General features: G+C 35.5%; 14 protein-coding genes. 1 reads left to right on the forward strand and 13 read right to left on the reverse strand.

Translation table 11 applies throughout. The features are described from left to right. Window positions 1-255: 255 nt before the first annotated feature. A complete protein-coding gene (locus tag B5X64_RS13940; protein ID WP_079465836.1) occupies window positions 256-1302 on the forward strand; it encodes a GntR family transcriptional regulator in 1047 nt (348 codons plus the stop codon). Between the two features lie 66 nt (window positions 1303-1368). On the opposite strand, the gene B5X64_RS13945 is transcribed toward B5X64_RS13940, so the two are convergent. The 13 genes from B5X64_RS13945 to B5X64_RS14005 form a co-directional block, all read right to left on the reverse strand. After that, window positions 1369-1812 carry a nuclear transport factor 2 family protein gene (locus tag B5X64_RS13945; RefSeq protein ID WP_079465837.1) on the reverse strand — a complete coding sequence of 148 codons (444 nt, stop codon included), beginning with the start codon at window positions 1810-1812 and terminating at the stop codon, window positions 1369-1371. A gap of 55 nt (window positions 1813-1867) precedes the next feature. Next, the gene (locus B5X64_RS13950; protein ID WP_079465838.1) at window positions 1868-3019 is read right to left on the reverse strand and encodes an alpha-hydroxy acid oxidase; all 1152 of its coding nucleotides are present in this window, start codon (window positions 3017-3019) and stop codon (window positions 1868-1870) included. 79 nt (window positions 3020-3098) lie between these two features. After that, entirely contained in the window at window positions 3099-4484 is a 1386-nt protein-coding gene (locus B5X64_RS13955) for an FGGY-family carbohydrate kinase (RefSeq protein ID WP_079465839.1), read from the reverse strand. A 308-nt stretch (window positions 4485-4792) separates the two neighbouring features. Then, a complete protein-coding gene (locus B5X64_RS13960) occupies window positions 4793-6073 on the reverse strand; it encodes a sugar isomerase (RefSeq protein ID WP_079465840.1) in 1281 nt (426 codons plus the stop codon). A gap of 216 nt (window positions 6074-6289) precedes the next feature. After that, a complete protein-coding gene (locus B5X64_RS13965) occupies window positions 6290-8392 on the reverse strand; it encodes a bifunctional aldolase/short-chain dehydrogenase (RefSeq protein ID WP_079465841.1) in 2103 nt (700 codons plus the stop codon). A 195-nt stretch (window positions 8393-8587) separates the two neighbouring features. Continuing rightward, entirely contained in the window at window positions 8588-10651 is a 2064-nt protein-coding gene (locus B5X64_RS13970) for a RagB/SusD family nutrient uptake outer membrane protein (RefSeq protein ID WP_079465842.1), read from the reverse strand. 18 nt (window positions 10652-10669) lie between these two features. Continuing rightward, window positions 10670-13714, reverse strand: coding sequence for a SusC/RagA family TonB-linked outer membrane protein (locus tag B5X64_RS13975; protein ID WP_079465843.1), 3045 nt, complete (start codon window positions 13712-13714; stop codon window positions 10670-10672). A gap of 364 nt (window positions 13715-14078) precedes the next feature. Beyond that, a complete protein-coding gene (gene rhaM, locus B5X64_RS13980; protein ID WP_172459127.1) occupies window positions 14079-14393 on the reverse strand; it encodes an L-rhamnose mutarotase in 315 nt (104 codons plus the stop codon). A gap of 5 nt (window positions 14394-14398) precedes the next feature. After that, complete coding sequence (gene rhaT, locus B5X64_RS13985) at window positions 14399-15487, reverse strand: L-rhamnose/proton symporter RhaT (protein WP_079465845.1); 1089 nt, start codon at window positions 15485-15487, stop codon at window positions 14399-14401. Between the two features lie 314 nt (window positions 15488-15801). Beyond that, complete coding sequence (locus B5X64_RS13990) at window positions 15802-16962, reverse strand: glycoside hydrolase family 88/105 protein (protein ID WP_079465846.1); 1161 nt, start codon at window positions 16960-16962, stop codon at window positions 15802-15804. A gap of 11 nt (window positions 16963-16973) precedes the next feature. Continuing rightward, window positions 16974-17750 (reverse strand): rhamnogalacturonan acetylesterase, encoded by a 777-nt coding sequence (locus B5X64_RS13995; protein WP_079465847.1) that lies wholly within the window; start codon window positions 17748-17750, stop codon window positions 16974-16976. A 6-nt stretch (window positions 17751-17756) separates the two neighbouring features. After that, window positions 17757-19637 (reverse strand): rhamnogalacturonan lyase, encoded by a 1881-nt coding sequence (locus B5X64_RS14000; RefSeq protein ID WP_079465848.1) that lies wholly within the window; start codon window positions 19635-19637, stop codon window positions 17757-17759. Between the two features lie 328 nt (window positions 19638-19965). Continuing rightward, window positions 19966-20769 carry a lacto-N-biose phosphorylase central domain-containing protein gene (locus B5X64_RS14005; protein WP_079465849.1) on the reverse strand — a complete coding sequence of 268 codons (804 nt, stop codon included), beginning with the start codon at window positions 20767-20769 and terminating at the stop codon, window positions 19966-19968. Window positions 20770-20779 lie beyond the last annotated feature (10 nt).

Consider the following 20779-nt stretch of genomic DNA (forward strand, 5'->3'; position numbering starts at 1 on the left):
TAAAAAATTATAGTTATTCAATTTGTTTCAAACAATATTTACCTCATTTCAGATAATAATTTGGGGATTCACATCAATTAAACAACAATATCAAATGAAATACAATAAATTAAAAATCAAATATTTAAAAACAAAAATTACATTAAACATAACAAAAATTATTTATTTTAAATTTTTGTATCTTGTCATTTCTCAGTATTAAAGATTTCAGGTTTCAGTTTCACGATTGAAATTTATATTCACTAAGCAAAGATCATGTCAGATACATTAGAAATCAATATCAACGAAAATTCCAGAGTTCCGAAATACAAACAGATTGTAGATTCTATTTTGAACGGAATTGATGGTGGACAAATCAAAATTGGAGAAAAAATTCCTTCTATTAATGAACTCAGTGAATCTTGTTTTCTATCAAGAGATACTGTTGAAAAAGCTTATAAAGAGCTTAGAAAAAGGCAAATCATAGAATCTGTAAAAGGTAAAGGGTATTATATTTCACGAATCAATAAGAATGATGTCATTAATATTTTCTTTCTGATTAATAAACCAAGTACTTATAAAATGATGATTTATAATTATTTCGTCAATGCAATCGGTACCAAAGGTAATGTTGAAATGTACATTTATCACTGTGATGAAACTCTTTTTATCAATTCTTTGAAAAAAAATCTTGGCGGATTCGATTATTATGTCATCATGCCGCATTTCCGTGATGAACAGTCAAAACATACGAGTTCGACAAAAGAAGTCATTGAAATGATTGAAAAAATTCCGAAGAATAAATTGTTATTGCTTGATAATACCAAGCCTAATATTTCGGGAGAATACGGTACGATTTTTCAGGATTTTGAGCATGATATCTATAATGCTTTGAAGGAAGGCTTAGAAAAAATAAAAAAATACGAGAAAATAATTTTGGTTTATCCTGATAAATCGATTCACCCCTATCCTTTCAGAATCGTACGTGGTTTTGAGAAATTTTGTGAAGATTTTAAGCTGGATTATGAAATTTTAGATGAAATTTATCCAGACATGGAACTTCAAGATAAAGATATATTCATCACCATTCGGGAGCGTGATCTGGTAAATTTGGTAAAACAAATCAGACAGAAAAATCTTGAATTAGGAAAAGACATCGGAATTATTTCCTACAACGAAACCCCTTTGAAGGAATTGTTGGGAATTACCGTAATCACGACAGATTTTAAAGCAATGGCAGAATCTGCAGCGTATATGGTTCTAAAAAATAAGAAAGAGCAGGTGAATAATGTTTTTAAATATATTGAAAGAGATTCTCTGTAGAACCTTGTTCATAAAAAAATCGTAAAGCAGACTTTACGATTTTTTGTTTATAATAATTTTGATAATTTATTTTTTCTTTTCAGATTTTACAGCTTGTCGCGCTAATAGTTTCCAGTTTTTTCCGGTTTTTACCCAAACCAATACAATATCCAATGTTACATCACCGGGAGCTTTTCCGAGATCAGCAGTCGTTGCGTAGAAATGGTGACGGACAATTGCTGTATTTCCTACAATATTTACCGTTTGGTTGGTAATATCAATCGTTACAAAATCTGATTTTTTACTTACTAATTTTTCGACAAACTCTTTTGCGTCATCAATATGACCACCTGAATGTCCATAAGTGAGTTCAGGTAAAATTAAAGATTCTAATTCCGTTTTTTCGCCGCTTATCATGGCTAATTTTAACTTTTCAGCGGTTGCAGCAACAGCTTCATTATCATTCATCTTTTGTGCAGACACAGCAAATGCCATTAAAAAACTGATGGTAAAAATTAATTTCTTAATCATAATTATAAATATGAATTGATTTTTTTGAATTTATTTTATTAACATTTAGATCGTATTACTTTACCCTAAAATTCTGCAAATCTGTTGTTTTTTCACAGCAAACCTGCTCCATCACCTGTCTGAACTGCATTTTAAGCATTTCAATAATATGATCACCACCTTTATCACCTAAAGCTCCAACGGCGTACATAAAAGTTCTTCCCATAAAGGTAAATTCTGCGCCACAACTCAAAGCTCGGGCAACATCAGGACCGGTTCTTACGCCGCTGTCCATCATTATTTTGATTTGACCTTTGTATTTTTCACTGATATCTTTCACTACAGCAATCGTAGATTCTCCTGCATCAAGCTGCCTTCCTCCGTGATTTGAAATAATCATTCCGTCGAATCCTAAACGAACTGCTTCTGCAGCATCTTCGTCAGAAGCCACCCCTTTAATGACTAATTTTCCTTTCCATTTATCGCGAATAGCTTTTATTCTGTCTGAATTTAATCTACCGGAAAATGTAGAATTCATGAATTGACCAAGTTGTTTCACGCCCATATTTTTATCCATGTATTTTTCCATGGTTTTAAAACTTGGAACTCCGTGTTTAAGTATTTCCAAACACCATTCTGGTTTTGCCAAAGCCTGGGAAACGTTTCTGAAATTCAATTGAGGAGGCATTGCCAAACCATTCCTGATTTCTTTCGCTCTGTATCCAAAAGTCGGAACGTCTGCCAAAACAACCAAAACATCGTAACCTGAAGCTTCGCAACGGTCTAGAATATCGTCACGCAACCACTCTTCTCTCGGATGGTATAATTGATACCAGGCTTTTCCTTCTGTTAATTCAGAAATTCTTTCAAGACTGCTTGTCGTTACCGTACTTAATATGAAAGGAATATTATGTTTAAAGGCTGCTTTCGCTAAAATTTCCGGTGCATTGGGCCACATCAATCCTTGCAAACCAACAGGAGAAATTCCGAAAGGTGCAGAATATTTTACGCCAAACAATTCAGTTTCCATATTGGCTTCCGCATAATTATTGTTCAGATATTGCGGGCGAAGCAAAACTTCTCTCAATTCGCTTGTATTTCTGTCTCGGTTGATGTTTTCGTTACATCCCCCATCGAGATATTCGAAAGCGAAACGGGGCATTCTTTTTTTTGCTTTTTCGATTAACAATTCGAGTGATGCATATCTTGTATCAAATGGAAACGCCATAATCAGTTGTTAGTTGTTGGTATTTGGTTGTTGGCTTTAGGTTTGTCATCAACTGACAACGATCAACCAACAACAAAATTTAATAATTTAAAATTAACGGTTGAAGCACTTTCATCTGATAATGCTGCTGTAAAAAAGTTTCGTCTATTTTTTTGTTTGAAATCACCATTGATGCTCCCAAAGCCGATCCCAACGGAGAATGTGTAGACATCACATTGTAATGCTGAAAATGATGAGACATCAGTTTCATAAATACATCATTGTCTGTAAAACCGCCGTCAATATAAATATTTTTGATCTCTGAATTTCCGATGGCATTGATAATCGTATGAATCTGCAGATCCATCAATTCAATCATCAGTTGGTGATAAGCTTCTTCAAAGGTAGCAAATGAATTTAAATCTGTTGCTGTAATCATTTTTCGTTTTAAAATGATCCCTTCAAAACGGAAATAGATCGCTTTGTGTTTCATCAAACGAAGGTATAGATCCTGATCAAATTTCACTTCTCTGTGGAAACCATATTCTTTTCCGTAGTAAGCACACAGTTTTTCGACCTGGATCTTGTATTCATTTCCCATAAAGAAACGTGATGCTTTCACACGTTTTCCGTCAATCAGCATATAATTCAGGCAATTGTTTTCTATATCTTCATCGGTCAAGCTTTCATCATTAAAAGGATTTAAAGAAATACTCCAGGTTCCTGTAGAAAGCAATAAAAACGGTTCTTTTTTACTTAAAATATAAGGTAAAAGTGCTGATGAACTGTCGTGAATTCCAACACCTATTTTAATTTTTTTATTTCTGTAAGAAGTGTTGATACTCGCAGAAGTTGGAACGATTGGAGGCAATAAAGCATCAATTTCTTCTTCGTAAACCCAATCGTGATAATCTGCTTTGTCGTAATCCCAAAGATTGGTGTGACAACCGATTGACGTGAATTCTGAAACACAAATCCCTGTAAATAAATACGATAAATATTGTGGTAAATGTAAACTGTAACGGATTTTTTTGAATATTTCCGGGTGTTTATATTTTAACCAAAACAATTGCAATCCTGAATTCAGCATTCCCGCTTGAGGTGAAGCTGTTTCACGGGCAATTTTTAATTTTCCGCCGTGTTTTTCGTAGAATAAATCAAGAATATCCTGATCCATCGGTTTGGTATAGTTGTACAAAGGCGTAAGAACATTTCCTTTCTGATCCAAATGCACAAAACTCGCTCCGTAAGTGGAAAAATTAATGGCTTTTACTTCAAAATTTTCATCATCAAGAATGGCATTAAAGTTATCTTTTATCCAGTTTTGCAATGCCGGAAGGTCTTCTGTGGGATAACCGTCTTCGTCTGTCGTGAGCGGTAATTCTGTATATTCCCGAACGACCTCTTTGTAATTTTTATCAAATAAAAAGAATTTTTTATTGGTCTTTCCAATATCAAATACGATGGTTACCTTTTTCTTGGACATTCTTATGATGAATTATTTTTTATTATTGTCATTGCGAGGAACGAATCAATCTTTTCAACGCAAAGTCCGCAAAGATTTCTTTTTAAATACTTTACCTATTTTCGTTCGCAAAGGCGTTTCACTCAGCAAAGATCTCGAAGATTTTAAATCTTGTCAGAGTTTTTTAATTAAATCATTAAGGAGTGTTTAGACAATAAGAAAAACTTAGTAATCTAAACACTTTTACCTTAACGAAACTATATAAGGATACATATAATTAAACTTTCAATTGCACTTGAAAGTTGAAATTATCAATTTTAAAACAGGTTTTATAATCCTGTTGCTTTTACATTCAAACCTCTTTCGGAAATCAATTGCTCTCTTACTTTTAGGTTTCTGTATGTTGCGATCGGGTCTAAAGCTGCCCCTGTCTGTAATCTCGCTGCTCTTAATAACGGACGAACATCTGTTCTGTAGGCATTCTGCAAAATATCTTGCGCCAAAACAACATCATTATTTTGTTGTGCTTCTTTCAGTGCTTTTTGGTCAACTAAAAGTGCCTGTGCATAAGCGATTAAGATAGCTTCTAAAGACTGCAATAAGTCTTCCAAAGGATCTTTGATGTTATGGCTTGCATCGATCATCCAAGCCGGATAAGGATTGTTGGGATTGTTTTCCATTCCGTACACCAATTCATTGAAAATCAAGAATAAAGCATAAGGTTTAATAGAACCAACCGTTAAATCATCATCTCCATATTTGCTGTCATTAAAGTGGAAACCTCCTAATTTCCCTTTATACATCAAGGTTGCAACGATTTGCTCAATATTTGAATTCGGTAAATGATGACCTAAATCAACTAAAGTATACGCTCTTTCGCCACAAGCATTTGCCAGCATAAAAGAAGTTCCCCAATCCTGAATGGTTGTTGAATAGAAATTAGGTTCGTAAGGTTTATATTCGATGAAAAGTTTCCAGTCTTCCGGCATTCCTGCGTAGATTTCTTTTAAACTTTTTTCAGTATTTGACAAAGCGGTCTGGAAATTAAGCTGTCCCGGAAAACTTGATCCGTCTGCCAACCAAACAGTTAAACTTTTTGAATCTAATTCTTTTCCAATTCTGATGACTTCTTTGTTGTGTTCAACCGCATACGCTCTAGAATCTTCATTTGCAGCATTTAAAGAACCAAATTTATAAGATTGTTTTGCTCCCGGCTGATCCTGAAACGTGTTTGAATTCATCGCATCAAAAACAAGTCCGTGAGAAACTGCTTTTTCTTTAATCGCTTTCACATCACTCGGAATATCCCAAGGAATATGTAATGAAACAGCTCCCGCAGAATGCGTTAAAGCGTGAATTAAACCTACATCATCTAATTTCTGTTCTAAAGAAGAAGGTTCGCCACCGTAAGAAAATCTTCCGAAACGAGTTCCACCTGCTCCTAAAGCCCAACTTGGAATCGCTACCTGGAAATCGGCAATTTTGTTGACGATTTCAGCAACGTTTGAGCCTGCTTTTGTTAATTTATTTTGAAGAAAATCAAAGTCTGAATTAAAGTTTTCGACTTCGTTTTTATTGTATTGTTCAATGATATCTTTTCCTATAATCATAGTTTGATTTTTAATTAACCTTGTCAAGGTTTTGAGCCTTGACAAGGCTAAATGATTTATTAAAATTAGTATTAAATATTGATTCCTACCTTTCAATTACTTTCGAATCTCGCAGCCCGACCTGAGTGGAGCTCTTTTTGCGAGGAGGAACGACGAGCAAAAAAGCGGGAACGGAGGGCGGATTAAGCTGCCCAAATAAAATATATTAATAAATAATTATCTTGGGAAAGCATTTGCCATTCCGCCATCTACATTGATGATGTTTCCTGTGGTTTTATCTAAAATCGCAACACAAGCGAAAACTCCGTTGGCGATATCTTCCGGAAGAATAATTTCGTTTAATAAATTTCTTTTTGCGTAAAATGCAGGCAGTTCTTCTACAGAAATTCCGTTTGCTTTTGCACGACCTTCTGCCCAAGAACCTTCCCAAATTTTACTTCCAACGATAACTCCGTCAGGATTTACAACATTTACACGGATTTTATCAGCCGCCAATTCTGCTGCCAATAATCTTGTCATATGCTGTTGCGCTGCTTTTGCAGTTCCGTAAGCTACGTTGTTTGGTCCTGCAACCAAACCATTTTTACTTGCAATATTCACGATGTCACCACCAAGATTTTGCTTTTTCATAATTTCAGTACCGCTTTTAGCCATCATAAACTGACCTTTTACCAATACATTCTCCAATAAATCCCAGTCTTTTGTTGTTGTATCTTCCAAAGATTTAGAAATAGCCAGACCTGCAGAATGAACGATGATATCTACTCCACCGAATGCTAAAACAGCTTCTTTAAAAGCATTGGCAATAGATTCTTCGCTAGTCACATCACAAGGAACAGACACTGCCTGATCTTTGTTGTATTTTGCGGTAACAGATTCTACCGCTTCCTGATTAAGATCTGTGAAAACAACCACTGCGCCTTCAGCAACCATTTTGTCAGCAATAGCCTGTCCGATTCCGCCTCCTGCTCCGGTTACGATTGCCACTTTTCTTGAAAGAGGCTTTTCTTTCGGCATTCTTTGAAGTTTTGCTTCTTCCAATAACCAATATTCGATGTCGAATGCTTCCTGTCTTGGTAAAGAAGTATATTCTGAAATTGCTTCTGCACCACGCATTACGTTGATTGCATTGACGTAAAATTCGTTAGCAACACGAGTTGTCTGCTTATCTTTTGAGAAACTGAACATTCCTACTCCAGGATAAATGATGATCACCGGATTCGGGTCACGCATTGCAGGGCTGTTTGGATGCTTACACGTTTCGTAATATTCTTTATATTCTTGTCTGTATTGTTCGAAAAGTGGATTTAATTTCTCTAAAATAGCTTTAGAATCACTTAAATCTTCATTTTTATCTAAAGTCAACACCAAAGGTTGAATCTTTGTTCTTAAAAAGTGATCTGGGCAAGAAGTTCCAAGTGGGGCTAAACGCTCCAAATCATTACTGTTGATGTATTCCAACACAACATCGCTGTCTGTAAAATGACCCACCATTCTGTTTTCAGAAGAAGCTAAACCTCTCAATAAAGGCATCAATTGAGCCGCTTTATTTTTACGTTCTTCAGCAGGAAGAGATTCTACTTTTTGACCTCCGAAAACCTGTCCGTTTTCTTCAATTTTTTTAGCAATATATTCAGAGGCAGTTTCGATTACTTCCAAACTGTTGATGTAACATTCGTAAGAAGTGTCTCCCCAAGTAAATAATCCGTGGCTTCCTAAAACGATTCCTCTGATTCCAGGGTTATCAGCTAAACATTTTTCCAATTGTAATCCTAAATCAAAACCTGGTCTTTGCCAAGGCACCCAACCCATTGTATCGCCCCAGATTTCTTTGGTAATTGCTTCACTATCTTTTGCTGCTGCAACTGCAATTAATGCATCTGGATGAAGGTGATCAATATGTTTAAATGGAAGTAAACCGTGAAGAGGCGTATCAATAGAAGGCGCTTTGCTTTCCAAATCGAAAATACAGTGATCGAATAAACCAACCATTCTGTCTTCGTCTGCTAAACCTCCGTAAACATTTTTAAGGTTTCTCAGTCTTTCCGTATATAATCCGGCGATTCCTTTTCTTGTTAAAGTTCCGATGTCACCACCTGAACCTTTCACCCACATTACCTCAACTTCTTCGTTGGTTAGCGGATCTTTTTCGATGGTTTTGCAACTTGTGTTACCACCACCATAATTGGTAATTCTTAAATCTGCTCCTAATATGTTTGAACGGTATAAAAATAAAGCCACCTGATCGTTTCCTAAAGATGCGGCTTTGCTTTCATCCCATAAATAATCTACGTATTTGAATGTTTTTACGTTTTCCATTTGTTTTCTTTTTGTTTTCTGAATTTTAACCCAAATTTAGACTGTAGTAATTTTTACAGCATCCCGTACTATACTGCTGAATCGATTATTTAAAGATAAATTAACAATGATATTTATCACATTTCGATTCAGCTGTACAGTCAATTCATTAAGGTTAAGAATAAATTAATATTTGATTGGTGAATAGTTTTTTAATTAATACCCAGGAAGCTGAGTCAAGTTTGGATTATCAATCAACGGATGTCCTGCAGAAGCTGCTGCAAAAGGAAGTAATTCTGTTTTATTAGGTACAAATCCGTAGAAAAGACCATCTCCACCGCCTTCGATCCAGTTTGGATAGGTTCCTCCGTTTTCAGCTGAACCGGTTGGTTTTGTGTAGATAATATTACCAACCTGAAGCTGATTAAAGCCTTCGACAAATCCTACAGCTTTTCTTGCATTACCATTAAATGTACTTGTATAAGCCTGGAACATATTTACAGGATACCACTTATCATCAGTTATTGAAGTTTGTCCGTTTGCTAATGCTATAGCCTTCAAAGTCGTTTGATACGCCGCATAACCTGCAGAATTGGTAGGAACTGCCTGAACTTGTGCTATCTGTGCAGGATCTGTCAAATCAATGTAAGTCACGGCTAAGAAAGGGTCTCCGTAAACCTGTGCATTTTTATGAAATTTGTAAAGACGGTAAACCGGTGTTGACGCAAACTGACCTGTACGATTTGATAGATTTTTCATTGCTGTTCTTGTCGCATCAATTTCACTTGCGATACGATTCATTCTGATCAAATCAGTACGAAGCATAAACTCGTCAGAAAATTCCCATTTACGCTCCTGGACAAGTGCTGATTCAAATGCCTGCTGACCGCTTGGTATTGGTAATGAACCAATTCCTGCACGATTTCTTACCTGCATTAAAGCAGCGATTCCTGCAGCTGTAGGTCCATTATTTAAATAATTCTGTGTTTCCGCATACATCAATAAAACATCAGCATATCTTATAATTGGGATATTCAAATTACGTGAATCTGCAGCCTGTGGCTCTACACACCAACTGATTCTGAATTTACCCGGCATAATACAAGAATAGGTTGTTCCTACATCTACCCAAGTATCACTTGCATTTCCTGTTTTTAAGAAATAGATACTATAAGAAGTAGTAGCAACATCTCTGCGTTTATCTGCCGCATTAAAAGACAGATAATAACTTGGAAGTATAAACTGTAACGCTTTACGAGAACCATAAGTACCTCCTCTAGAGCCGGGATGTGCGTACACTCCAAATGCTGAATTGGTATTAGGTCCGTAGGAAGCAATATGCCAAAGCATTTCCTGATTTACAGCTGAAAAATTTCTTCTATCGAAATTGAACCATAAAGCTTCAAACCCACTTTTTCCTCCCTGAGCCTGAACTAAACTGTTCGTACCGCCATTAATTACAGAAGCTGCTGCAGCGTCTGCAATCTGATATAATTGCTGAACTCTTGCATTATCAGAACGACGAGACATTATCCCTGGCGAACTTGTATTCAGATCCCAACGAAGAGAATATCCTGCTGCATACAAAGCTATTTTTGCTAAAAGTGCATTGGTTGACTGCTTGTTTAATCTTTCCGGTGTTCCGTTAGAAGCTGGCATATTATTTATAGATTCTTGTATATCTGCAATCACTTTATCATAAATTACATCACGCGAACTACGTTTAGGATACAATGTATTCGGATCGTTTGGATCTGCTTCTTCCAAAGGAATCCAAATTGCTGGTACATCACCATACACTCTGATTAGGTTATAGTAGCAAAATGCACGAATAGCCTTTGCTTCCGCCAATAATGCATCACGCTTTGAGCTTGCCGGCATGTCCGGTAATCTGTCGATGGCGATATTGGTTCTCTCTATCACTGCATACATAGCTGAATATATTCCCGTAATTGTATTCGGAGTATATGCATCATATTGATAGTTGGCAATATTGTATTTGGAATTATTAGTTGATCCGTCTTCCGCAGAATGGGTAACCGTGTCACCAGCTCCCAATTGATAAAACATTTCGGTGGGAATAAGACCTCTATATAAACCCTGAACAAAAGCATCTGCAGTTTCTATATTGGTAAATACCGATTCTGTATCTGATGAATTATAAGCGGGTTGATTTAAAAAATCATCACTACACGAATTGATGCTTAAACCAGCAATCAAAATAGTTGGAACGATGATTAGTTTCTTTAAAACACTGCTATTAGTAAGTATATTTTTCATGACTGAAACATTTAAATATTAAAAAGTAAGATTGATACCCAAAACATAGCTTCTAGATCTTGGGAATGAAGAGTTATCATATCCAGGAGAAACTGTAACGCCGCTTGCCGCAGATACTTCAGGGTCAAAACCTGAATACCCTGTAATCGTTGCTAAATTATTAACCGTAGCATAGATACGTGCATTATTCAATTTAATATGGCTTAAGAATTCTTTAGAAAAAGAATACCCCAACGTTACCATTGAAACTCTCAAATAAGAACCGTCTTCTACATAATACGATGAAGGATACGTTATGTTAGCAGTGTTTGTATTGCTTAAACTCCACAGACTTGAGTCTTCATTAGGATTAAGCTCTTTTAATCTTACTAAATTTGTTGTTCCTTGTCCCGTATTAGGATCGATCAAATGATAATAGTTATCTCCGAATTCTGAAGGTACATTCTGATATACTCCGTAAGGACTCAAACTTTGTTTTGTAGCGTTATAAACATCACCACCCACGCTGAATTTCAGAAATACAGCTAAATCAAAGCCTTTGTAAGAGAAATTATTGCTGATCCCTCCAATAAAATCAGGTGTACCATTACCTATTTTTACTAACTTTCTTGTAAACTGATCGCCCGCTTCATTATCCGCAGCAAATTTCATATCTCCCGGTTTTGGAGTTCCTGATGCCGGTTTTACAACTCCTGGTTTTAGGGTTAATGTTCCATTTCCAGCCTGTGTAAAGTCATCAGTAGTATAAATCCCCTGATAAACATATCCGTACATATCTCCTAATTCTTCTCCAACAGTAGCATAATACGTTACCATACCCGCTCTGTTGCTTCCTACACTGAAGGTTCTGAAGGTTCTTCCTTCATCAAGTGACAATACTTTTGACTTGTTAAAACCTATATTCGCATCGGTAGACCATCTGAAGTTTTCAGATTTTAAGTTTATTGAATTTAATGTGAATTCCATACCGGTGTTTTTCATGGAGCCTATATTTTTAAACTGGCTTTTATACCCTGTAGACGCAGGAAGTATAGTTTCTAGCAACATACTGCTTACATTGTTATTATAAAATTCAGAAGTTAATTTAATTCTATTATTAAACAAAGCCAGATCAACTCCTATGTTGGTAGATCTCATCTCTTCCCATTGTACAATACGGTTACCCAAAACGCTGCTTGTTACTAAAGCTAAATTACCCACAGTATTATTGGAAGGATAATCGGTTCCTACCACATTGGTTCTGAAAACATTATTTGGTATACTATTATTTCCTACAATTCCATATTCAAATCTGAATTTCAGATCATTGATATAATGATCAATTTTAGAACCTTTCCAAAAACCTTCTTGTGACACCCTCCATGCGGCAGCTACTGATGGAAATATGCCCCATCTGTTATTCGGACCAAATTTTGATGATCCGTCACGACGAACAGTACCTGTTAATAAATAACGATTATCATAATTGTAATTTACACGTCCGAAGTAAGAAATTAATGCATTACTAGATTTGTCTGTACTTTTATCCGCAACTGTAGCATTTGATATATCATCTAGTCCATAGTTTAAAATAGAAGGAAATTTTATCAGTCGCATACTGTTACTTTCATTTTCCTGATAGATTATTTCATTTCCGATCAGCCCGGTAATTTTATGTTTTTCACCTAATGTTTTATTATAGGTTAAAGTATTGGTGATCTGATATCGGTAAGCTTCAGAATTTGCAATATTTCCATTAATTCCCGTATTTACAGGCTCCGTAAGAAATGCTCGCGAATTTTTATCTGAAAATGAAGTAGATTTACTATTCGTCCAGTTATAAGAACCAGCCGTTCTGAATGTAAAATCTTTCAACAAATCAAATTCAAGACCTACATTTGCTAAAAATGTTCTGGCTCTTCTATTCTGAGTGGATGCTGCTGTTTCAATATATGGATTTTCGGTATCAAAACTTGAATCTAATGCTGTGTAATCAGGGAAAGTCTGCGTATTAAATAACTGATCCTGTGTAAATAATGTTCCTCCTGTAATAGGCTGAAGCAATATTTTCTTCATTCCAGAATACGCTCCACCTCCGTTTGTAGAATTGGAAGTAAACATTGAACTGAAATCCAACCGTATTCCTTTATAGAGTTCCGAATTGATATTGGCACGTAATGAGTTTCTTGTTTCACTAAAATTTTGCAGTAAACCATCCTGTTTGTTGTAATTATAACTGATGAATGCCTGTGTTTTATCAGTACCTGCAGAAACACTTACGTTATGGTTCTGAGTAAGTCCTGTTCCGCCAAGCATTTTTTCTTGCCAGTCTAATGCGGGTTCTGATCCGTAACGGTCACTTATCCTTTTATATACTCCGGTATAAAACCCAGGAGAATCTGTTCCTAAACTATTATCAAATACATTACTCCATTTTGTTGCGCCACCTCCTAATTGAGCCAACTCATACTGATATTTCACATACTGCTCTGCATTTGAAACCATATCTAGTTTCTTTGAAAGCATATCAAACGCCATAAAAGAGTTATACTGAATGGTAGTTCTTCCCTTTTTTCCGCTCTTCGTTTTAATAACAATAATACCATTGGATCCACGAGCTCCATAGATTGCGATCGCTGAAGCTCCTTTCAATACATCGATACTTTCGATATCATTCGGGTTGATAATATTCAAAGCATTATCCAATTGAAAACCATCTACAATATACAGAGGCTCTGTACCCTGAGTAATAGAAGCACCACCACGAACAGTAACATTGGCAGTTGCTCCAGGGGCACCACCCGCCGTTACAATATTTAATCCTGCTGCTCTTCCCTGTAATGCCTGTAAAGCATTCATTGCGGGAGTTGCGGCAAGATCTTTCGCAGACACTGAAGATACAGATCCGGTAAGGTCAGATTTTTTTACTTTCCCATACCCTATCACTACTACTTCCTCAATTTCTTTAGTATCAGTCTTTGCAGTATCACTTACTGCCTTTTGTCCGAACATAAAGCCAGACGCAAGCAAAAACAGCGGCGCGATAAGTGGCTTAAAATTCTTCTGTTTAATTATTAAAGACATATATATTAACTTTTATTTACATTAATTATCAGAACACCAAAGTACACAGTTACACAACTTCTGGCATCCTGCAATATCCTGCATCATAAATATCACAAATTATCTTAATTATTTACAAATAACAATTGTAAATTTTAAAATAATTGATAATTCGATTATATAAATTCAGGAAAAATTGAAAATTATAAACTACTTACAAAATAATATCATGAGATTATTCCGATAGAAAATCAAAATAATCATTCATTATTAGTATAAAAAAGACACTGAAACTATCAGTGCCTTATTGAGCTTTTAACTCTTAACTATATGAATATGATAAAAAAAAGATAAATTTTAATATAGCCAGGCAATAAAGCTTTGATCATTGCAAGTAAAAAACCTCCTCTAGCGGTATACTTATCGGAGAATCATCAGCATTGGTCTGCATAATATCTTTCATGTACTTCCACCAATTTTGCATGATTGGATGAAGTGGAAGGTCTTCATATGCTAGCTCATTATTACACTTTAAAACTCCAAACAAAACATTCGTTTCCTCATCTAAAAAAATAGAATAATCTAAAACTCCTGATACATTGAGTAGTATTACCAATTCAGGCCAGATCTCGTCGTGCCGTTTTTTATATTCTTCTTTGCAGCCTTCATTAAGAAACATTTTAAATGCAATTCTTTTCATCATTATTATCTTAATGAATTTCCGTAACCTACAATTAAAATTGAGATAAACATTACAATCATTCCTACGGAAATCGTGGTAATTGTTTTTTTCGAAACGCCTTTCCATTCTTTGATGATAACACCCCACAAATTAGCAATCAAAATGATAAATGCCATATGTAAGATCCATGAACTTGGGCCATTCCCCAGTTTGCTCTCTCCCATCCCGTAAAAGAAAAACTGTAAAAACCACATTGTTCCTGCCATTGCACAGAAAATGATATTTTTTACAACAGGTACATTTTTTTTGGCGTAATCTGTGTACGATTTATTTTTAAATGAAAGATAAAGGCAACCAATAAGATTAGAAGCCATTCCACCCCAAAGTACCACCACATAGGTTACATTATTCTGAAATAAAAACTCACCTTGTGAAGGATTTGCTATTTTCCAGGCTTCATTAGCAACATTTGCCATTGGTTTTCCTGCCTCTAATCCGAAATTAAAACAGGCACTCAAAACTCCCGAAATAATAGCAACAGTTAAACCTAATCCAAATTTATATTCTGTTTTCACTTCTACACCGTGCGGATCTATTGAATCTGTTTTAAGTTCTTTATCTTTCATCACACCAGCTTTTCCGCTAATAATAATTCCGATAACACACACAAAAAGTCCTAACAGAACCATTTGTCCCCACGAGTTTGAAAGCATTAAACCAATATTATCTTTTCCGTCTTGTGGAGAAAATTCATAAAAAATTGAAGGAACAAGCGAACCAATTACCATCGTTAACCCCAACATAATACTGCTTCCTAAGGCAACCCCTAAATAGCGAACTCCCAAACCATACATAAATCCCCCTATTCCCCACAGAGCACCAAATAAAAATGTAAGCCCTAAAATAGATGAACTTTCATTTTGTATAATGTCCCAAAAACCAGGAATCGTTAAAAATGCGGCCAATGGCGGAACGATAATCCATGAGAAAGTCCCACCTATCAACCAAAAAGTTTCCCAAGACCAGCCTTTTACCTTTTTATAAGGCAAATAAAAGCTTCCTGAAGAAAATCCTCCTAAAAAATGAAATAAAATTCCTAATAATGCATTCATAATTTATCGTATTGGTTGAGTTTGAAAATTAACAAGATGTAATCGATTGCGCATCTTGTAGTGTCATGCTTAAATTTTTTGAAAAAATAAGATTTTTTCTAATGTCATGCATATATTTTTCAACATATTGTTTTATTGATAGTTATATTGGTTTTAAACATTTTTCCGACAAAATTATTTTGCTAAAAACATCGTTGATTCTTGTTTATTTTCACTTTTTAATAATTTAAAAGCGACATCAAGTATTAAATCAACAAAAAAAGACTTAACAATTTTCATCATTAAGTCTTTCAATTTGGTTAAAAATGAAAAATTTATTTCAATTTATATACTTCGCTTCCTGCAAGCAATAAGCAACCTAAACCGTAGTCTTCAAAGTCTGGTTCTTTACTGATAGAAAGCGGCTGACCGTCTTTTGGCTCTTTTCCTGTTCCTTGTACCCAACCCAAAAATCCATTAGGTTGTACAGAATCTTTCACAATCGCATTCCAGGCTTTAACTAAAACAGGAAGATAAGTACCTCTGTCGATTAGGTTATTATTAATTCCATAGGCCATTCCGTAAACGAACAAAGCTGTTCCTGTCATTTCTTTCCCTCCAAAATTGTTTGGATCATGGAGACTTACATTCCAAAAACCATCTTCTCGCTGAATCGGAAGCAAAGCAGCCAACAAATCTTTATAATCCTGCAAATATTCCTGATAATGAGGATCTGATTTTGGAGTATCTTCAAGCGTTTTTGCCAAAGCAGCCACTACCCAACCGTTTCCTCTGCTCCAATAACAATCTTCACCATTCGGTTCTTTGTAAGGTGGTACAAAACTTTTGTCACGCCACCAGATCTTATCTACCGGATTGTAAAGACCATTTCCTCCATGCTTATATTTTGTGTAAGCATACATCTCGTAGTTTTTATCAAAATACTTTTGCTCTCCTGTGATTCTGCCTAATTTAGTGAAAATCGGCATTGACATTTGAAGTGCATCAATCCACCACCAATCATCCACTTTAGGAGTGGCAATCATGCTATCCATTGAGGCTTTTACATTTTTAATTCTTTCCGGATGTTTTTTACCGTCGATTTCATACAAATCGATGTAAGTTTGTCCACAAGCTTGATGATCAGCATTTCGGGTATACGTTCCACGCATCAGATCCCATTTATGGTTATTGGCCCAAGACATTGCGTAATCATAATATTCTTTTTTAGGATCAACTTTGTATAAAGCAATCAATCCTTCGTAATAAACAGCTCTTGTCCAAAGATTACTTGGCCATACTTTTTTACCAACGATATCTTTTCCCGTATCGGGCCATTTGTTCATAAAATATTGATTGGCTCTTCTTGAAACTTCCAAAACTTCTTTTTTATTGGGAAGCTCAACCTTTGCTGATGTATTGTTTTTCTGAACCGAGCAGGAAGTAATTCCTCCGATGATCAGTGCAAAAAAACCTGTTGTTAATAGCTTTTTCATAATATTTATTTTTATTTTATATAATTCTTGAGTTCGCAATTTTTTAATTTCTTAATTCCTTTCGTTACCAATTCTGCATTCAGAATCGCCCCTGCCTCGTTCGTATGAGTATGGTCTTTCGGAAAATAACCTTTTACTTTTTCTTGTCCCATTTGATCATATTTTTCAATCACCATTTCATTTAAATCTATAAAGTAAGCTCCGGTTTGTTTGGCTACTTCCTGTGCCCAAATTCCATATTGATCTTTTTCTATTTTACCCTTTTCATTAAATTTATTTCTTGGAATAGGCGAAACAATAATCGGAATTGCTCCTTTTGCTTTTGCTTCATATGCATATTTTCTCATATAGTATCCGTATGTATAAACCGTTTCGTTTACTTTACGAATAGGATTATAAATATCTTTCGATTCAATTCCAATGCCTTTGATCGTACCTCTTGCTCTCAAAGTATCGACCAATTCTCCACCATCGTTATGACCGAACTGCATCAAAACATAATCGCCTTTTTTAATGGTTTTCATAATAGAATCCCAACGTCCTTCCGTCAAAAATGTTCTGCTGCTTCGTCCCCCTTTTGCGTGATTCTGAATTTCGATTTTATCTGTATTAAAATATAAATTCATAAAACTTCCCCATCCCCAAAGTGAATCTGCACCTTTGCCTGAACCGTTTTGTACCGTAGAATCTCCGATAATGTAAAGAACAGGTTTCTCCTGAAGTTTTTGAAATGAAACTCCAATAAATACAACCAATAAGATAAGCGGAATAATGATTTTGATTTTCATAATTAATTATTGTTTAGGAGTTACAGTGTAAATATTCGGTTTTGGCATTTCTTTAATCGATTCATCCAAATAATAATCGGTGTGCGGTGGCTGATTGTAACCCACATTTTGCCAAACGATACTCAAACGATATTGTGGATTGTGCATCAAAGTATACAATCTGTGCTTGGTAGGAATTGTGGTAGAAAAAATTCTCAATTCCTGATTGTCTGCTGTTTTGTACATTACTTCTTCACGCCAGTCTCCAAAAAGATCGGCAACCAAAGACGGATTCTTTTTAGTTCCGTTATTCGATTCACACTGAAAGCTTTTAGCATCGAAAATCACGTTCGACTGTTCTTTTTTCCAGTCCCATTTTGAAACGACAGTTCCATCTAAAATTTCGCTTAAAAAATCTCCATCCCAATAGATTCCCATATTGGCAGGCGGGTTTTTGTCGCTAATTTTTTTTCCTTTTGCGCTGTAAACTCCTTTCAATCCTGCTCCTGCAGCCCAAGATTCTGAACCTTCGTAACGAGGGTCGATATTTAAAGACAAACCTCTTCCCGGTCCTTGAAATTTACCTGCTTTACTATAAACTGTCGAAGGTAATTTCCATAAGACATTTCCGGTTTTCCCATCCCGAAAATGCGCTCCCGCATCATCAAATCTTTCCTGAATATCAAAAATTTCCAGTCCCGGATTGCTTGGGTCTAAATCACCAACGTGCAAAGCATCGCCGTGACCATAACCTGTGCTGTTCAAAACTTTTCCGTCGTCATCAACGGTCATTGCACCGTAAACAATTTCATCTTTTCCGTCGTTATCGACGTCTGCAATAGCTAAATTATGATTTCCTTGTCCTCGATATTGCTTATTTTCTTCTGAACTTTCAGTATCAAAAAGCCATCGTAAACTCAGTTTTTTATCTTTAAAATCCCAGGCTGCAATAGCTGTTCGTGTGTAATATCCTCTCGACATAATGATACTCGGCGTTTTTCCGTCCAAATAAGCGACAGCTCCCAAAAACCGGTCGATACGATTTCCTTTTGCATCGCCCCAAGTTTCCGTCATTTGCTCGGCGGTTGGATTTAAACTTTCAGCAAACCTTGGAACCTGATAATTGACTGTATGAATTTCTTCGCCCGTTTCGCCATTAAAAACCGTTAAAAATTCCGGTCCGGAAAGAATCATTCCGTTTTCGTTGACGTAATTTTTTGTAGGATCTCCGATAAACTTTCCTTTTCCGTCTTTGCTTCCATCGGCGGTTTTCATTACGATTTCAGCTTTGCCGTCCTGGTCTAAATCGTAAACCAAAAATTGTGTATAATGCGCACCTTCTCGTATGTTCTTCCCTAAATTAATCTCCCACAAAAGTTTACCATTCATTTTATAAGCCTGAATAATCGGTGGATCTGTCTCGCCTTTTTGACTATTATCTTTTGACCTTCCTGTTTGATGAAGGATAATTTCATATTCGCCATCGCCATCCAGATCTGCAACAGAAGCATCATTTGGTGTGTATCCAATTGGTGTTTTTAATGGAATTGAAAAATATGGTTTCTGATTCGCTACATATTTTGCAGAATCAATGTCTATCGTTTTATCCTGAGTATTTGATTTAACGAAATAGGTATAATTCTTTGCTTTGTCAGCGGTTTTATCTAAAAAATTAGTTTCATTTAGAAGTGATTTTTCATTCAGTTTTTTGGTCGAATTGTTATCAACTCGATATAAATCAAAATGGGTATTTTGAGCTTCTGTTCCGAGCAAACGCCAACTTACAAAAACTCCCGAATCTGCAGGCATAGCGACAATTCCTCTTTTCAGATATTCCATTTGTCTTTGTGCAGAAAAGAATTGCGAAAACAAAACCGCAATTGTAATGTACTTAAATTTTATATTCACGATAAATGGATTTTGTTTTTTAATAATTATTCACTTAAAATCACAATTTCTTTTTAAATAATTCTTTTGTCTTAAAACAAAAGAATCAAAAATTCAAGACTTGGAAACTTCCGCTAAAAATTAAAATTTACTCCTAAAATTTCCAAACTTGCGCGAAATAAGCATTCTTTCTTCGAATTAAACTTTGTGTCGCGCTTCGAACAGTGGGAGTTTTTTAACGGATTAAATTTTATTTTTTTTAACGCTCCATTTTCCTATGTCAATAAATTTGATAATCTAAATAACCTTGGACAATTAAACAATAATTCAATCGATTGCACTTCTGTTTTTATTTTTTTGAAGTTTGCTTCAACAGCCACTTTACCCATTCTTCAGTTCCCTGATAATTGGTAAAATCTGCGGGTAATTTTTTGCCGTCGATATATTCGTTGTAACACCAAGGATCGCCTAATGCGAAAACCGTCCCTTTGCCGAATTTTGCAATAGCTCCGATATTTTTCCCTTCTGCTGACAACAATTCTTTGGCTGGATTTTTCACAGAAATCGTTGCCACTTCTTTCATATATAATTTTTGCTCAGAAAAAATTTCATTTCCTTCAGGAACCATCACTTTTCCCTGTTCAAATTCTCTTTTCTGAACCCGGTTATAACTGTCATCGTTGAAATGAATTCCGAATTCTCCAGCTAATTTGTTGAAATGTTCAAATTCCGAATTACCGTTGTCGTTGCTCATCAATACCAAAACACCTCCTTTTTTAACCCAATCCTTCAAATTTTTGATGCTTGTTGGGTCTATCAGATTGGCCTTTCCGCCGTACGCTTCTTTGTCAATATCTGCATCAACGATGATGTAAATATTGGCATTTTTCAAATCTTTTTTGGTGGGTGCAGTTGTCAAAGTACTGATTTCCGCACCTTGTTTTGTGAAAATTTCTCCCAACAAAGAAAATCCACCATTGGTAGTGTCGTTCCACGTGTAATGCCAAGATTCCAATTCTTTGGTTTCTTTATTTTCTTTTTTTTCGTTGTTAAAAAAATTATCTAAAACGACTTTGGGTTTCTGCTGAGCATTAGAAAAACTGAATGTCAGCAAAGTTCCTAATGCGAATGTTTTTAATATTTTGTTATTCATTTATTTTAAA

The sequence above is a fragment of the Chryseobacterium balustinum genome (assembly GCF_900168205.1).
GTDB classification, from domain to species: Bacteria; Bacteroidota; Bacteroidia; order Flavobacteriales; family Weeksellaceae; genus Chryseobacterium; species Chryseobacterium balustinum.

Excerpts from the sequence above, each read along its gene's own strand:
- B5X64_RS13960 (WP_079465840.1), bottom strand. The coding sequence starts at position 6,073 with ATGATTATAGGAAAAGATATCATTGAACAATACAATAAAAACGAAGTC.
- B5X64_RS13965 (WP_079465841.1), bottom strand. The coding sequence starts at position 8,392 with ATGGAAAACGTAAAAACATTCAAATACGTAGATTATTTATGGGATGAA.
- B5X64_RS13995 (WP_079465847.1), bottom strand. The coding sequence starts at position 17,750 with ATGAAAATCAAAATCATTATTCCGCTTATCTTATTGGTTGTATTTATT.
- rhaT (WP_079465845.1), bottom strand. The coding sequence starts at position 15,487 with ATGAATGCATTATTAGGAATTTTATTTCATTTTTTAGGAGGATTTTCT.
- B5X64_RS13940 (WP_079465836.1), top strand. The coding sequence starts at position 256 with ATGTCAGATACATTAGAAATCAATATCAACGAAAATTCCAGAGTTCCG.
- B5X64_RS14005 (WP_079465849.1), bottom strand. The coding sequence starts at position 20,769 with ATGAATAACAAAATATTAAAAACATTCGCATTAGGAACTTTGCTGACA.
- B5X64_RS13990 (WP_079465846.1), bottom strand. The coding sequence starts at position 16,962 with ATGAAAAAGCTATTAACAACAGGTTTTTTTGCACTGATCATCGGAGGA.
- B5X64_RS13945 (WP_079465837.1), bottom strand. The coding sequence starts at position 1,812 with ATGATTAAGAAATTAATTTTTACCATCAGTTTTTTAATGGCATTTGCT.
- rhaM (WP_172459127.1), bottom strand. The coding sequence starts at position 14,393 with ATGAAAAGAATTGCATTTAAAATGTTTCTTAATGAAGGCTGCAAAGAA.
- B5X64_RS13955 (WP_079465839.1), bottom strand. The coding sequence starts at position 4,484 with ATGTCCAAGAAAAAGGTAACCATCGTATTTGATATTGGAAAGACCAAT.
- B5X64_RS13950 (WP_079465838.1), bottom strand. The coding sequence starts at position 3,019 with ATGGCGTTTCCATTTGATACAAGATATGCATCACTCGAATTGTTAATC.
- B5X64_RS13975 (WP_079465843.1), bottom strand. The coding sequence starts at position 13,714 with ATGTCTTTAATAATTAAACAGAAGAATTTTAAGCCACTTATCGCGCCG.
- B5X64_RS13970 (WP_079465842.1), bottom strand. The coding sequence starts at position 10,651 with ATGAAAAATATACTTACTAATAGCAGTGTTTTAAAGAAACTAATCATC.